The sequence below is a fragment of the Ruegeria sp. BB1 genome (genome assembly GCF_056539465.1).
Genome location: NZ_JBQFVB010000010.1, coordinates 104,063 through 118,797, shown reverse-complemented (window position 1 = coordinate 118,797; position 14,735 = coordinate 104,063). Strand labels below are relative to the sequence as shown.

The window sequence follows — 14,735 nt, the reverse complement described above, 5'->3', positions numbered from 1 at the left end:
TAGTAGCGACTCGAAATTATAGTTGCAATGTATTTCTCACTATAGTAGCGACTCGCTATCTTTTAATTGGAGGCATCTATGAAACTTTCAACGCTCACTTCTACTTTGGCTCTGCTCATCGGCAGCACAGCTCTTGCTGATGGGAACCATGCCATTCATCAGGATGGCGCGATCATATCTTCTGCTGACGCCAGTAAAGTCGCGGATTTTGACATTCTGGCCGCGCACGCGCACCGTAATGGAAACACGGTCACTTTTCACATGACCACGAATGGATCGGCTGGTGCCTCGGTTCCGGCGGCAACCGGAGAGGTCGGTGGTTCAGACGTCTGGTCATATGTCTGGCCTACGTCTTTGGACCCTTCGGCCGTTGGGTTTGAAGCCGGCACAGGCATCCTTGCAATGGCCGCAACCAGTCATCCAGATTTTGATGACACACCGCTTTTTGACGAGAACGGCGACGGAGATCCGGCCAATGACGGCATCGAATGGCACAGCCATTGGGTTGTGTTGACCCCGACCGAAGCGTGCGGACCCGACGCGCTTGCCGTACGTGACATCCCCGAAGGTTCCACACCCAAGCTACCTGCGACATGGCCTGGATTCCCGATCTTTCTGGACAGCCCAGGGTTTACACCGCTGTTCGACGGGCCCGAAATCTCGGTGAACGCAGGCTTCGCCAGCGACGTCGAACTGGAAGGTGTCGCTTACGATGGCGTCACTTCGGCCTTGCGTGTGAACGCTAATATCCATGCTCCCTTGCTGTGCGTCACAGATGTTTTTGACGTCGCATCTGGCGAACTGAGCCTGCCGGGCAAGATTCACTAATATTCGATTGCGCAGCCGCCGAACCCACGGCGGCTGCCTGCTACTGAGGACAAAGAAAATGCAAGCACCAGAGTTAGACGTCACGGAATGGTTCAACACAGACACGCCCCTAACCCTAGAAAACCTAAAAGGACGGGTTGTCGTCATTGAGGCCTTTCAAATGCTTTGCCCAGGATGTGTCCTGCACGGTATTCCCTTGGCGCAGTCGATTCAGAGGACGTTTCCTGAAGAGAAGGTAGCCGTAATTGGCCTGCACACCGTGTTCGAGCATCACAACGCTATGACACCGGTGTCTTTGCAAGCTTTCCTGCATGAATATCGCATCACGTTCCCTGTCGGCGTGGACAAACAGGGCGCAGGACCGTTGCCAAACACGATGTCTCGCTTTGGCATGCGCGGCACACCAAGCCTTGTCCTATTAGATCAGGCGAGGCAGATCGTTGCGCATCACCTTGGTCAGGTTTCGGAACTTCAATTGGGGTCCGAGATTGGCAGTCTTCTGACACAGGAGGTCGTGTCGACCAAAGGCGGCACCGTCACTGTTGATCAGGGCGAATGCGAACCAGGTAGCTGCAATGTGTGATCGAGCCAAGGTGCCCACATATGGAAATCGTTTTTTCCAAGCGCCATCGCCAAACCGTAGTTTTGTCTTACACGGCGACGAAAAGCCCAAAAACACCATACGGTGCTCGCTACCCAACAACCCACAGCGTCAGGCAAGTCCCAAAAGATCGGGGACTTGCCAATTGTTTTTATGCCCGGTCTACACGCTCGATGCTCAAACCAAGCGCGCTTGCCACACCGGCACCATAACCAGGATCGGCCTTGAGACAGTTCGATATGTGACGGATCTGAATCTCCTTCCTTGCAGCGCCAATCGCGCGGGCAGTGTTTGCGAACAACACTTTTTGCTGCTCCGGCGTCATCAGGCGGAACAAATCACCGGCTTGCGAGAAATAGTCATCATCCTCGCGGTGGTTCCAATGATCCGCAGCACCTTCGATGGACAAAGGTGGTTCAGAGAAATCCGGTTGCTCGGACCATTCGCCATGCATATTGGGTTCATAGCCAATCCGAGATCCGGCATTGCCGTCGACCCTCATCGCTCCATCACGATGGTAGGAATGATACGGGCAACGCGGCGCATTCACCGGGATCTGGGAATGGTTGACACCCAACCGATACCGCTGAGTGTCGCCATAGGAAAACAGACGTCCCTGCAACATTTTGTCCGGCGAAAAGCTGATACCAGGTACAATTGTAGAAGGCGCAAAGGCCGCCTGTTCCACTTCGGCAAAGTAGTTCTCGGGGTTGCGGTTCAATTCCAGCTCGCCAACCTCAATCAGCGGATAGTCCCCATGCGGCCATACCTTGGTCAGATCAAATGGGTTGAGGTGGTATGTACCCGCATCCTTTTCTGGCATGACTTGGACGTAGAGCACCCATTTGGGAAAATCACCGTCTTCGATAGCATCATAAAGATCACGCTGATGGCTTTCACGGTCACCAGAGATGATTTGCGCGGCTTCTTCGTCGGTAAGGTTTTTGATCCCCTGCTGGGTTTTGAAATGGAATTTGACCCAGAACCGTTCGCTGTCCGAATTGATAAAGCTAAATGTGTGGCTGCCAAAGCCGTGCATGTGCCGGTAGGTTGCGGGAATGCCGCGATCAGACATAACAATCGTCACCTGAAGCAAAGCTTCGGGAAGGCTGGTCCAGAAGTCCCAGTTGTTATCCGCACTGCGCATGTTGGTCCGCGGATCGCGTTTGACCGCGTGGTTAAGATCGGGAAACTTCAATGGGTCGCGAAGGAAAAACACTGGAGTGTTATTGCCCACCAGATCCCAGTTACCTTCCTCGGTGTAAAACTTGACTGCAAAGCCGCGAATGTCCCGTTCCGCGTCCGCTGCGCCGCGTTCCCCTGCAACGGTCGAGAAGCGCAGGAAAAGATCCGTCTTCTTACCAATATCAGAGAACAATTTGGCGCGTGTATAGCGGGTGATGTCGTGGGTCACAGTGAATATACCGTAAGCGCCGGACCCTTTGGCATGCATCCGGCGTTCGGGGATCACTTCGCGATCAAAATGAGCCATCTTCTCGAGAAACCAAACATCCTGAAGCAGCGCAGGACCACGCGGCCCCGCCGTCAGAGTGTTTTGGTTGTCGGGCACTGGCGCGCCAAATGCGGTGGTCAGTTTCGGTTTGCTGGTCATGTCAATCTCCTGAGTTGGTATTGGCAGGACAAAACCGAAAACCGCCAAATTACTCCAACTTATATAAATTATCCGATCGATAATCAGAGGTGATGCATGGCAAGAAGAACCTCGGTTGCCGGTCTTTCACTCAGAAATCTTGAGTATATTCAAAGCATTGCCGAAGAAGGTCATTTTGGCCGAGCAGCTGATATCTGTGGGGTTTCACAACCTGCAATCAGCCAACAGGTATTGAAGCTAGAGGCCCGACTTGGATTCTCGATTTTCGAACGTCAGGGACGGCATGTCTCTTTGACCCAAAATGGCCGGATAGTTCTACAAAAAGCAGAAACCCTTCTGACAGAGGCTCGAGAACTGTTGGAATTGTCGCTGAGCCTGAGTGACAATCTGGAAGGTAAACTAAAATTTGGAGTGCTTCCAACGCTTGGGCCATACCTGCTCCCGCTCATCTTAAAGTCTCTCAAATCGGCTTATCCCAAGTTAAGACTGTCACTATTCGAAGAACCCACGCATGTTCTAGAAGAGATGCTTACCAATCGGGCGCTGGACGCTGCGCTGATCGCAACTAACCCGAAACAGCCTGCACTAAGTGCGCTTGAGCTGTTTCATGAACCATTTGTTTTTGCCTGCCCCAAGGATCTGGATCTCAAACCCAATGAAAAGGTTCGTTGGTCCAAGGTTTTATCCTCACAGCTCGTTCTACTTTCTCAAGAACACTGTCTACGGGATCAGACCGTTGCGTTTTGCGACCGGATTGACCGACCAGGACAAAGAGTGGCCAGCAGTCTTGAGATGCTCCGGCAAATGGTCGCGCTGGGAGAGGGTTGCGCGCTTTTTCCGGCATTGTCTGTGAGTGGCCCCGATCGTTTCGGCGGCCTAGCAACAACACATCCCATTGCGGATGGGGTGTTTGGCCGTTCTATCAGGCTGGCATGGCGCGACAGTGACCCACGCACGGGATCGCTTGAACATTTCGGGACTTTCATTCAGACCCTTATGGCTGCCCCGGAAATGGCGCGGTATTTGAACGGAAAAGCTTAGAGCCTGACCAACCACGGAGAAGGCAATTTAGCGTTTCTTTGAGGGCAAGCGTGCAAGTCATCATCAAAGAAACGCCGTTGGTCTTTCACTGCAGGGATTCTAGATAGGCCAGCAGGTCTGAGATTTGCTCCGGTTTCTTTATTCCGGGAAAGGACATCTTCGTGCCCGGGAGGTACTTTTTGGGAGACGCTAGGAACCCGGATAAGTGTTCTTCATCCCAAACAAATCCGGCTTCCCCCATCGCTGTTGAGTATTTGTAACCATCAACAGCGCCAGCTTCTCGGCCCCAAACACCAAACATCGTTGGGCCCACTTTTTTCTTACCTTCGTCAACTGCATGACATGCGGCACATTTTTTGAAAACTTTTTCGCCTGCCGCCGCGTCGCCTTCTGCGGCAACGCTTTGAGCACCCGCCAGCGCTATTGTTACAGCCACAAGATTACCTCGCATGAGATCATCCCTTCCTTTTGATTGCAGATAGTTGAGAATTCAGGTTTGGACCGAAACTGCAGTCGGTCTTGCTTTTCGGAACAGGCTTCTCATTTCCCGAATGCCAGCCCAAAAAAGAAAACCGATCTTCAGAAATTCAGACGCGACGTAGAGCAGATGCAATGAACTGTCCTCGACTGGTTGACCCGCGATGATCAAAAGCGTCCGCGCGTTCAGCAAAGGAAGGAGCCAAAGCCTTTGAAATCCGAACACGCAGAGCGCGACAATTAATGACAACGACGGTTTCTGCCGGAACGACAGAAGAAGAACTGCAATCAGTAGCGTGCAAAACGCCTCGAATACGCCAATCCACAGGAATTGCATCCGCCCAACGTCCAAGGCGACCAGCAATGTCAATGACGGGGCTTGGAACTTGGCCGGAACCGCTATCAAGTTACCGCCAACTGCGGCGCCCATCCAAACAGAGATAGTCGCAATCAGTGCAATGCGGGCGGCCTCAAAAAGAGGCTCGGCATGGGACAGTCGGTTTTTTGAGACAGAGATTTTGACAGGTTGTGTCACGCTCATGATCGCGCCCTCACTAGACAGGGTGTTTGGTTGACGCGTGTGTTGCGGCGCCCCTGACCGTGGGTTTAGAAGCCGCTCGCCAGTAGCCGTAGCCCATGATCCCGGCACCGGCGAATGCGTTGCCCAAGGTGACATACGTCAAATTGTGGGCGGCTCCGGCCAGGGTGATGCTGTCGGGGTGATCTGAAATCAGCGCCAGTGAAAACACGGTCATGTTCGCAACGCTGTGTTCAAACCCCGCAGCAATAAATGCATAAAGACACCAGAAGATGACGATGCATTTTGTAACGTCGTCTTTTGCGCGCGCCGAACACCACAAGGCAAGACATACCAGCCAATTGCACAGGATCGCTTTGGCGAACAGCTCCAACTCGGTGCCGTGCATCTTCTTGATGGCCACCTTATAAAGCAAAGCCTCTTCGCCTGCCCCTAAGATAAGTCCACCACCGCCTGCGACGAACAGCAACGCCAGCAATATGGCCCCGATCAGATTTCCTGCCCAACTGACCAACCAGCAGCGCAGCACATCCCACCAAGCAGTACTTTTGGCCAGCAATCCGTGCGTCATGTACATGGTGTGACCAGTGAACAGCTCGGCCCCTGCAAAAACCACAAGGGTCAAGGCGATACCGAAGCTGGCCCCCATGACGATGGGACGGATGGATGGATCCGCACCCTGCCCAACAGAAAAGATCAGCAAGATGCCCGCCCCAACAAACGCCCCGGCTTTTAAAGCGAGGATCAGAAAGGCAATTGGATCTGCACGCAGGTTGACGCCTTTCTCTTGCGCCAGTTCTGCGAACCCAATGACTGTGTCAGCATAGGTCATTTCGTATTACACTCCACAGCTTGCGCAGCCGGTCGCGTTCGACCTTTGGCCACTTGGATTTCCAAACAGGATCGGGATAGCCCAGAGACAGGCCAAGCATGCCGCGAGGTAGAGAAAGGCCATGCCCAGATCCTTCTGAGCCGAGACCAGGTAGGAGTTGCAAATCCTGACCGGCGCATGCGTATACAGAAAACCCAGCACACCCAGCATCGACAGCGCATTCGCCTTCAGAAATCCGCGAAGCACCGGGCCCAGCCAGGGCCAGGACAGCCTCAGCGGTGCCCCCAACAGCAAAGGCAAGCTCAGATATTTGGCAATTTCCCCTGTCGGCGTCAGAGCCCAATCAACGTTTCTTGGCAGCATCCAGAACAGAAAGACGGTCAAAGCCACAAGCAGCAAAGGAACAGCCCATTCACGCCGGACCTGCCTGTTCCAAGCCAACAACACCCCGGCCATTACCAGCAATGGCATCTGCACCAAGGTATGCTGGATCGGACTTTCAACAACCGCATAGCGAAGTGCAACGGCCTCGGCAGAAGCCAGGAAGGCCAAACCAAGCAACTTCATGAGCTGCGCTCCTCCAAATGGGTCAGAACATCGTCGATCGCATCGGTGTCAAACACCGCCGAAAAGCGGCCGTCGCTTTCAATCACATGGATTGCGGCATTGTGCTGAAACCCGCCCCATTCATCGGGAATGACAGTCACGTCAAAAAGCTTCAACAATGCCGGCAACTCTTCTGGCCTCGGCCGCGCGACGGTCCACATTTTTCCGTCCGCCTCATGGGCTTCCCCGTAAACCGTCATCTGCTCGGGCGTGTCTCGCTTAGGATCAAAACTGACCGAGATCATCCGGACGGGCTCTCCACGCTGTTCCAATTGATCTCGGATCTCGGCAAAGTCTGCGCCTGCAATCTGGCAGATGTCGCCGCACACGGTGTAGATGAACTCGACCAAAACCACCTCCTCCCCTTGCGGCAACAGGGGCATCAACTGACCTGACATGTCTTCCAGTTGCAGGGCTGGAACTGGGCGTGGTGCGCGCACCACGTCCAATCTCCGAGCGGCTTCGCTGGTGAAAGCCTGCCCTCCATCTGTGGCATGCCAGAGAGTTCCCAAGCCGATGCTCGCGACCAGAACCGAGGGAAGAGCGCGCGCAATCATCAGCTGTCACTCCGCCCAAGACGCAGCACAAAGCGCAGAACAAAGAGCAATGTTCCCAATACGACCAGCACGCCGAACAAGGTGCCAATACGGTCATGGGTCAGCCATTCTTCGTAGTGCACTGCCCAGCGACGCGGGATTGAAGCCGCGCCAGAGCAGAGAAACACTGTCACAAACCCAGCGGCGCCTGCGAGGTAGGTCACAAAAGCGACCCGGTCCAACCCGCTCATCTGGGCGATGGTTTTGCCTCGGACCAGCCAGGCCATGAACCCAAAGGCCATCGCCACTTCGCCCAGCAGCAGATAGGTGTGGAAATGCCCCGGGACCCACATTGTATTGTGCATCACTTTGTTCACACTGATCATCCCGTCGATTGACGCGGGGATTGAGCCGACCGACCAGCCTGCCACGGACAGAACCAGCAGTGAGGACGTCAGATCCCAGGTCATTTTCGAACCTCGCACATAGAGGAACGTAGAGAATGCTGTGACCGCGATGAGGGGAATGCCGCTGAAGTATGAGACCAGTTGCCCGACCACCAGCATCCAGGGTGGCATCACCACATCCTGAAGCAGATGGTGCCAGTAAACAGCCATCACGAAGATCAGAACTGCATTCCAGGCAATCGCAAACAGACGGTTCGATTTCCACGGTTTGCCGGTGTATTCCGGCAGGATTTCATACACCGCAGTGACGGCCATGTAGATTGAGGCATTGATGAAAACGTGGCCAAAGAAATAGATCAGGTTCTTGGCCAACAGCGCGTTTACTTCAAAACCCGGCACCAGCAGGTGGACAAGGCTCGCCACCAACACCGCGGCACCTAGGATTATCCCGATCGAATTGAAAATAGTCACGGCCGCCGCCGCGATGATTGTTGGCGGCGGAGGATTTTTATCCTCTCGCCCTAGGATCAGGTTCCAGCCCAGGGCGCGCAAAAGGCTGCCATAACGGGCATGAATCTGACGACCGAGCTCCAGATAATACAGCAGAAAGCCAACGCCGATCGAAACATATCCAAGCATGAACGCAGCAGCCGCGCCCGCTTCCCACGCTCCGCCTGACATCGCAGGCAAGGGAAACAGGAATGTCCATGCGCCGCCATATCCGCCGATGAAGATCGAGCCGAAGATCAGGACGACGCCCAGCAGAAACAAAGCAAGGAAAGCCCAAAAGATTCCAGCCGTCAGAACGATATGACGCCCGCAAAAATACCACATGATTGCGGCGCCAGACAGTGCAGCTGTACCAACCATTCCGGCGCCATGGGCCGTCAGCAACTGGTAAAACAAAGCCGGATCCACTTCGATCCATTGGCCCTGCGCAGCACGCATGATCAGACCAAAGACCATCATCAAGGCAAAGACCGCGCCTGAGAGGATCATGGTAAGCTTGACTGCCTCAGCCTGGGGTTCAGTGACGACTGATTTTTCCGCGACAAGTTCAGATACAGCGCTCATTTATTCCTCCACCGCGACGACTTCGAATTCGTTGACCATGTCCTGATGCGCCACCCCGCAGAACTCCATGCACAGGACTTGGTAAGTGCCGGGTTCATCGAACGTGTAAGAAACTTCGGTTGTGTAACCGGGGATCACTTGGACCTGCGTCAGAAGGCGGAGGTCTGAAGTGTAAATGCCCAATCCGTGGGTAACATCTTCGGTCGTGGCGCTAAAATTGATGGGCGTTCCAGAAGGGATCTCAACTGTGTCGATATCCCACCACCACTGCCCGCTGGTGATGGAAACGGTGATGGCATCGTCTGTACTGGCCAAAGCGTGCGGCCATGGTCGCAATGAACCGACTGCCACGATTACTCCAACAATCGTCATTGCCCAGATCAAGCCCGCACGCTTCGAGTTGGCATTGGGTCCTGCTTCCGCCCCGTTCGAGGCGCGCGCGGTCTTCCAGAAGACAAGTGACAGCGCTGCCATCAGGATCAGCGAGATCAAAAGTACAACAGGTTGCATGAGCCATCTCCTTTATTAAGCATTTTAAATACCTATTATAAAGACCGGAAAAAGATGTCAACAAAATAGGCATTTTCAAAGCCTATTTTTTATGAGAGATATAACTATGCAAATTACCAAGTTTTCCGACTATGCCTTGCGCATCCTGATCCATCTTGCCACCCACGAAGAGGGGTTGATGTCGACCCGCGAGATTGCGGCGATGCAAAACTTGCCCTTCAATCACCTGGCCAAGATCTCCCAGTGGCTCACACACGAGGGCTACGTAGAATCCGTTCGTGGACGCAACGGAGGAATGCGAATGGCCTTGCCTCCCAATGCGATCTCGATTGGCGGCCTGCTGCGAAAATCCGAACGCGGCACCCCTTTGGTTGAGTGTATGAAAGAAGACGGCGGCTGTTGTGTGATGACGCCTGCCTGTGGGTTGCTGCCAATCCTAACCGAAGCTCAGGAGGCTTTTTTTACTGCCTTGGACAGCAAGACATTGCAGGATGTTTTGGAAGGAAATCGCGGAATGAAAAACCTGATCCGAGCGCTAGAAGTTAGTCATGCGCTGGCTTCAGATCATTAATACGCAAATTGAAATCGTATAAAACAACGATTTTCATTTAGCTGCACCAGGCACGGCACCCTCAATCGCCTGCCCTTCCCAGGCCTCGAATGCCATCGACAGGTGCCATGCCTTGAACCCGATGTAGCCGGCCAACAGGACCATTATCATCAGATACATTGCCCTTCGGAATCGTGGATTCTCTTCAGCTTGGTACATCTTCTGCATTCCAGAGTAAGTACAGTGTCAGCATTCGGATCTGAGCGTCACTCAAACGTCCGTCCCACGCCGGCATCACCCCCCGTCGGCCAAAATGGATGCTGTGATAGATGGCGTCCCGGTCGCCCCCATAGATCCAACTTTCATCGCCCAAATCTGGCGCGCCGATCTCGTAGCCCCCGCGGCCGTCATCTCCGTGGCAGGCCGCGCAGTTTTCTTCAAAAACCAATTTACCGGCTTCGGCCGCCGTCGCATCATGCTGCTGTCCAGAGAGGAACAAGACAAATTCCGTGACTTCCTCAACCTGTTGATTTTCGATCATGCCATCCGCACCAAAGGCAAGCATCTGTGCGATCCGTGTATCGTCATGCTGCGCATTGATTCCATATCGAATGGTCGCCTCTATCTCTTCCGGCGTGCCTGACCATAGCCAATGACGGTCCACCAGGTTGGGAAAGCCAGCCTGCCCTTTCAGATCATTCCGGTGACAAGCCGCACAGTTGTCGGCGTAAAGCTTGGAAATCGACCCGCCATATCGCGCCTCAAGCGTCGGATCGGCGGCCAGTTTCTCGATATCCCCGGACGCGAAAGGCGCGAATGTCATTTCTCGACTCGCATCCGCCTGTTGAAGTGCCGTCGCAACTTCTGCACGCGAGGAATAGCCAAGCATCCCCTTCGCGTAGTAACGCACACTCGGGAAAGATGGGTAAAACACCCAATACAGCGCTGCTATGATGATACTGATCCAAAGCGCCCATCGGGCAGCCCAGGGAACAGGTGTATCCAACTCTTTGATACCGTCCCATTCGTGGCCAGTCAGATCGGTGCCGGAAACGGGATCCTTTTCCTTCATCGACATGGCTGATCCTCCCGGCTGTCGAGTGGGGATTGGGCGGCATCGTCGTAAACCTTCCGGCGCGAGGGCCAATAGGTCCAAACAGCTGCAGCTAAAAAGACGGCCAGCAGGTAGATTGCGCCCCAAGTCTTGGAGAATACGAGAACCGTATCATGTGTCATCGCTGAACCTCCTCAAGGTTTAACGAATCCAGATCGGCCAATGTGCCAAGAACCTGAAGATAGGCTACAAGGGCATCCATTTCCGTCAGCCTGCCCGGTTGCCCGTCATAATCCCGAACCTGAACGTTTTCACCGTAACTTGCCTGCAACTCTCCTTCAAAGTACTGCTCAGCATCCGCCTGCCATGCGGCGTCCTTTTCGGCGTTTTCGATCTGGGTGTCCGTATAGGGCACACCAGCCCGGCTGAGGGCTTTCAGCGAGGCAGGTAAATGTCCAGTCGCAAGACGCGTCTCGGACAAATACGCATATCCCGGCATGATTGACCCCTCGACGAGGTCTCGCGGCGCCTCCAAATGCGCCACATGCCATGCGTCAGAGTATTTGCCACCAATGCGCGCCAAGTCCGGCCCTGTACGTTTCGAGCCCCATTGAAACGGATGGTCATACATGCTTTCGGCAGCCAGACTGTAATGTCCATAGCGTTCGATGTCCGACCGCAGGGTGCGGATCATCTGGCTGTGGCAGGCATAGCAGCCCTCGCGTACATAGATATCGCGCCCGGCAAGTTCCAGCGGCGTGTAGGGCCGCATGCCTTCGACCTTTTCCACTGTGTTTTCGATCGTGAACAACGGCGCGATTTCGACAATGCCACCGATCGATGCAACCATCAGGATTGCCATTGCAAACCCAAGTGAATGGCGTTCGAGTTTTTGGTGCTGAGTGCTCATTGGGACTTACTCCGCTGGCAGCTGGACCAATGGTCCGGCTTCCCGGGTTTGGGCCTTCTTCGGCCCACTTACAGTCATGTAAATATTGTATGCACCGATGCAGGCTCCGATCAGATACAACAGCCCCCCAATCGCGCGGGCGACATAGTAAGGATGCATCGCGATCACACTGTCGAGGAAGGAATAGAGGAAAGCGCCGTCCGCATCATAGGTCTGCCACATCAGCGATTGCGTGATGCCGCTGTTCCACATCGCGCCGACGTAAATCAGCGTTCCGCTCAGGGCGAGCCAGAAGTGCCAGGCCTCCAGCCGCAAGGAATATACGCCGTCCCGCTTCCATATCCAGGGCACCAGTTTGTACAAGGCACCAAAGGTGATGAAAGCGACCCAACCCAACGCGCCGGCATGAACGTGCCCAACCGTCCAGTCGGTATAGTGGCTTAGCGAGTTTACCGGGCGGATCGCCATGAACGAACCTTCAAATGTCGACAGCCCATAGAACAGAATTGCGACCATCATGAACCGGACCGCCGGGTCCGTCCGAACTTTATCCCAAGCCCCGTTGATCGTAAGAATGCCGTTGAACACAGAGGCCCAGCTGGGAACCAGCAAAATGATCGACATGGTCATACCAAGGTACTGAACCCAATCAGGCAGGGCTGTATAATGCAGGTGATGCGATCCGGCCCAAAGGTAGAGAAAAGTGATCCCCCAGAACCCCACAATCGACATGCGGTATGAATAGATCGGTCGGTTCACCGCTTTGGGCAGAAAGTAATAGAGCATCCCTAAGAACCCTGCCGTAAGCAGGAAACCAACCGCGTTATGCCCGTACCACCACTGAGTCATGGCATCCTGTGTCCCGGAAGAAAGCGAGTAGCTTTTGGGGTAAGCGATGGAGACGGGCACCGAGAGGTTGTTCACCGTGTGCAGAATCGCGATGACGACAATGAAAGCCAGATAGTACCAGTTGGCCACATAGATATGCGGCTCTGCCCGACGCGAAAGGGTCTTTAGGTAAAGCGCGAGGTACCCTACCCATACAACCAGCAACAAAAGATCCGCGTACCATTCCGGTTCCGCATATTCCTTGGATTGGGTAATCCCCAAGGGGTAGCCGGTCGCCGCAAGGACCATGAAAAGGTTATAGCCCCAAAAGACCATCCAAGGCAGCGATTCACTGGCCAGTCTTGCCCGCGAGGTGCGCTGCACCACGTAGAACGAAGTTGCGATAAGGGCATTGCCGCCAAATCCGAAGATTACCGCAGACGTATGTACCGGACGCAACCGGCCAAAGTTCGACCAGAAAATATCCCCGTTCAATGCCGGAAAGGCCAGTTGCCAAGCTAGAATGTCTCCGACGGTAAAACCAACCAAGGCCCAAAATAGCGCAGCTATGACACCGAAACGCGTGACCTTGTCATTATACTCAAGCGGGATGTCCCGGATTTCTTCACTCATTCGGGTGATCATCCAGATCAACCCCCAACCGGCGAAGATGGCGATCATCCAGCCATGCAGCACATAGGCGAGAGGTACACCCCAACCAAGAATGGCCACTCCGCCGATCAGAACAATGACAAGAGCACACAGGACCAAAACGTTTTCGACAGTATTGTTATTCAGCATCTGGCCGCTCCTGCCGGTGGAAACGCACTTCCAATGCGACCTCTCCCATGGGGTTCACAGAGTGAATTTCCTGGGGCGCAAAGACCGCCGTTTCATCCGCAGCTAACACCAGGTCTTCTTTGTTGTCCCGACGCAGCAACAGCTGGCCAGATTGCACCGCCAATTGGCCCCAGACACCGGCTTTCGTGCTGTGATTCTTGCGCAATTTTTCTGGCAGAGTTTCGTGAGTGAATTGCGAAGTCGCATAGTGCACCACGCCTTCTGGAAGGGCTTCTGTCATTGTGCGTCTCCATGGAAAAGCTCTGCATAGGCATGCCAGGTTGAGTATCCCAGCAAAGGGAAAACTACGGCCAGCCCTAGCAGGCCCGTTAAAATCCCCAACAAAGTCAGCGCGGTAATCGCACTGCCCCAATACAGGCAAAGACGAAAATTGTGAGTGGTGGCATTAAAACTCAGCCCCATGGCTGAGAAGCCATCAATCTTGCGGTCTACAAGCATCGGAAGCGAAAAGGCTGAGACAGCGAACCCCAACGATGCAAACAATCCGCCGATCAAAGATCCAGAGATTAATAAAGCCCAGCCCGACGGTGTGCTGATCATCCGCAGCAGAGTGTCAGCGAAGCCAGAGAACGGGCGCAGACCATATACAATGGCGAACATGACTGTCGCGGCACGTATCCAAGTCAGGGCAAACACCATGAGGATCGCGCCGACCAGAGCAATCTGCCCTTTCGCGACAGCTGGTCCAGTGTCACCGCTGGCGATCGAATACAAACCAACGGTGGCAATGGGTCCAACAAGCACGCCACCAGCCAAAAGTGGCAGCAGAACCCAACCTTGACCGCTAAACACAAGACCCGCGACACATGCCCATCCCAACAGAACAAGCGCAATGCCGTAACATATCGAATACTCAAGGTTCGCTCTGAAATCGCGCCATCCCGCTCGCAACCAACGTTTCACGACTTGGATTGGCGGCTCGGTAATGACCTGCGCTTTTGAATATACCGATATGGTCATGACAACACCGGCGGGGCACCCACCTCGCGACGAAAGTTCTCGATCCCAAAGGTCAAACCTTTACCGATCCGGTTGGTCAAATGAGTAAAAGCTTGAGCGGTATCTGGCTGCAGAACCTGATGTGCCGTTTCGCCAAACAGATCGAGCCACAAGGGAAAATGCTCGGGAAGGATGTCTGAATTCGCCAGATGAGCCTGCATTGGATTTCCGGAATACCCGGGCTCCCTGAGGATCGCGCCGCGCCAGAACGATGCGATCTTTTCTTCGTGCGCTTTCCAATCCTGAATGGCCTCATTGAACACGGGCCCCAATACAGGATGTACCCTTATCTGCGCGTAAAACCGGCAAACCAATATCTCAATTTCCTCAGCGGAAATTTCAAACATCTGTGGTTTGGCAACCATCGCAGCTGTCATCAGAATCTACTCCATTTCGGGCTCCCGTTTTTTGCCCTCCTTAATAGGTATTGTCAATACCTATTAAGGAGGGCGCTGGTACCCCACAGATACT

Annotated in this window: 20 protein-coding genes; 4 read left to right on the top strand and 16 right to left on the bottom strand. The window is 54.1% G+C overall.

Translation table 11 applies throughout. The features are described 5' to 3' along the window. Positions 1-78 precede the first annotated feature (78 nt). Together ACR0AL_RS18325 and ACR0AL_RS18320 are read left to right on the top strand one after the other, a co-directional pair. A complete protein-coding gene (locus tag ACR0AL_RS18325; protein WP_480648801.1) occupies positions 79-828 on the top strand; it encodes a hypothetical protein in 750 nt (249 codons plus the stop codon). Positions 829-886: 58 nt separating this feature from the next. Further along, positions 887-1,411, top strand: coding sequence for a redoxin domain-containing protein (locus tag ACR0AL_RS18320; protein ID WP_480664156.1), 525 nt, complete (start codon positions 887-889; stop codon positions 1,409-1,411). 169 nt (positions 1,412-1,580) lie between these two features. Here ACR0AL_RS18320 and ACR0AL_RS18315 read toward each other — a convergent pair whose 3' ends face one another. Then, positions 1,581-3,041, bottom strand: coding sequence for a catalase (locus ACR0AL_RS18315; protein ID WP_480648805.1), 1,461 nt, complete (start codon positions 3,039-3,041; stop codon positions 1,581-1,583). A 96-nt stretch (positions 3,042-3,137) separates the two neighbouring features. On the opposite strand from ACR0AL_RS18315, the gene ACR0AL_RS18310 reads away from it, so the two are divergent. Beyond that, complete coding sequence (locus ACR0AL_RS18310) at positions 3,138-4,082, top strand: hydrogen peroxide-inducible genes activator (protein WP_480664154.1); 945 nt, start codon at positions 3,138-3,140, stop codon at positions 4,080-4,082. Positions 4,083-4,167: 85 nt separating this feature from the next. On the opposite strand, the gene ACR0AL_RS18305 is transcribed toward ACR0AL_RS18310, so the two are convergent. Genes ACR0AL_RS18305 through ACR0AL_RS18275 form a run of 7 tightly spaced genes read right to left on the bottom strand, consistent with a single transcriptional unit; the run spans position 4,168 to position 9,062 of the window. After that, positions 4,168-4,533 carry a c-type cytochrome gene (locus tag ACR0AL_RS18305; RefSeq protein ID WP_480664152.1) on the bottom strand — a complete coding sequence of 122 codons (366 nt, stop codon included), beginning with the start codon at positions 4,531-4,533 and terminating at the stop codon, positions 4,168-4,170. 39 nt (positions 4,534-4,572) lie between these two features. After that, on the bottom strand, positions 4,573-5,100 hold the full coding sequence (locus ACR0AL_RS18300) for a hypothetical protein (RefSeq protein ID WP_480664150.1): 528 nt from the start codon (positions 5,098-5,100) through the stop codon (positions 4,573-4,575). 13 nt (positions 5,101-5,113) lie between these two features. Beyond that, complete coding sequence (locus tag ACR0AL_RS18295; protein ID WP_425082637.1) at positions 5,114-5,929, bottom strand: formate/nitrite transporter family protein; 816 nt, start codon at positions 5,927-5,929, stop codon at positions 5,114-5,116. A 6-nt stretch (positions 5,930-5,935) separates the two neighbouring features. Next, positions 5,936-6,496, bottom strand: coding sequence for a hypothetical protein (locus tag ACR0AL_RS18290; RefSeq protein WP_480664148.1), 561 nt, complete (start codon positions 6,494-6,496; stop codon positions 5,936-5,938). Continuing rightward, a complete protein-coding gene (locus ACR0AL_RS18285; RefSeq protein ID WP_170578253.1) occupies positions 6,493-7,092 on the bottom strand; it encodes an SCO family protein in 600 nt (199 codons plus the stop codon). The genes ACR0AL_RS18290 and ACR0AL_RS18285 overlap by 4 nt, the downstream gene beginning before the upstream one ends. Next, a complete protein-coding gene (locus ACR0AL_RS18280; protein WP_480664146.1) occupies positions 7,092-8,552 on the bottom strand; it encodes a cbb3-type cytochrome c oxidase subunit I in 1,461 nt (486 codons plus the stop codon). Before ACR0AL_RS18280 ends, ACR0AL_RS18285 begins: the two co-directional genes overlap by 1 nt. Further along, positions 8,553-9,062 (bottom strand): cupredoxin domain-containing protein, encoded by a 510-nt coding sequence (locus ACR0AL_RS18275; protein ID WP_480664144.1) that lies wholly within the window; start codon positions 9,060-9,062, stop codon positions 8,553-8,555. A gap of 106 nt (positions 9,063-9,168) precedes the next feature. Here ACR0AL_RS18275 and ACR0AL_RS18270 point away from each other — a divergent pair, with 106 nt between their 5' ends. Further along, positions 9,169-9,633 (top strand): RrF2 family transcriptional regulator, encoded by a 465-nt coding sequence (locus tag ACR0AL_RS18270; protein WP_170347428.1) that lies wholly within the window; start codon positions 9,169-9,171, stop codon positions 9,631-9,633. A 33-nt stretch (positions 9,634-9,666) separates the two neighbouring features. On the opposite strand, the gene ACR0AL_RS18265 is transcribed toward ACR0AL_RS18270, so the two are convergent. The 8 genes from ACR0AL_RS18265 to ACR0AL_RS18230 are packed head-to-tail and all read right to left on the bottom strand — an operon-like array spanning position 9,667 to position 14,641. Next, positions 9,667-9,792 (bottom strand): hypothetical protein, encoded by a 126-nt coding sequence (locus tag ACR0AL_RS18265; RefSeq protein ID WP_264187355.1) that lies wholly within the window; start codon positions 9,790-9,792, stop codon positions 9,667-9,669. A gap of 25 nt (positions 9,793-9,817) precedes the next feature. After that, positions 9,818-10,690, bottom strand: a complete 873-nt coding sequence (ccoP, locus tag ACR0AL_RS18260) for a cytochrome-c oxidase, cbb3-type subunit III (RefSeq protein ID WP_480664142.1) — start codon at positions 10,688-10,690, stop codon at positions 9,818-9,820. Continuing rightward, a complete protein-coding gene (locus ACR0AL_RS18255; RefSeq protein ID WP_170351576.1) occupies positions 10,681-10,848 on the bottom strand; it encodes a cbb3-type cytochrome c oxidase subunit 3 in 168 nt (55 codons plus the stop codon). The genes ccoP and ACR0AL_RS18255 overlap by 10 nt, the downstream gene beginning before the upstream one ends. Continuing rightward, on the bottom strand, positions 10,845-11,576 hold the full coding sequence (gene ccoO, locus ACR0AL_RS18250; protein ID WP_480664140.1) for a cytochrome-c oxidase, cbb3-type subunit II: 732 nt from the start codon (positions 11,574-11,576) through the stop codon (positions 10,845-10,847). The genes ACR0AL_RS18255 and ccoO overlap by 4 nt, the downstream gene beginning before the upstream one ends. A 6-nt stretch (positions 11,577-11,582) precedes the next feature. Continuing rightward, positions 11,583-13,205, bottom strand: a complete 1,623-nt coding sequence (gene ccoN, locus ACR0AL_RS18245) for a cytochrome-c oxidase, cbb3-type subunit I (RefSeq protein WP_480664138.1) — start codon at positions 13,203-13,205, stop codon at positions 11,583-11,585. After that, a complete protein-coding gene (locus ACR0AL_RS18240) occupies positions 13,195-13,485 on the bottom strand; it encodes a TehB-like domain-containing protein (protein WP_170362189.1) in 291 nt (96 codons plus the stop codon). Before ACR0AL_RS18240 ends, ccoN begins: the two co-directional genes overlap by 11 nt. Beyond that, positions 13,482-14,225 (bottom strand): DUF2189 domain-containing protein, encoded by a 744-nt coding sequence (locus tag ACR0AL_RS18235; protein ID WP_480648824.1) that lies wholly within the window; start codon positions 14,223-14,225, stop codon positions 13,482-13,484. Before ACR0AL_RS18235 ends, ACR0AL_RS18240 begins: the two co-directional genes overlap by 4 nt. Next, positions 14,222-14,641, bottom strand: a complete 420-nt coding sequence (locus ACR0AL_RS18230) for a group III truncated hemoglobin (RefSeq protein WP_170362191.1) — start codon at positions 14,639-14,641, stop codon at positions 14,222-14,224. The genes ACR0AL_RS18235 and ACR0AL_RS18230 overlap by 4 nt, the downstream gene beginning before the upstream one ends. Positions 14,642-14,735: the final 94 nt, after the last annotated feature.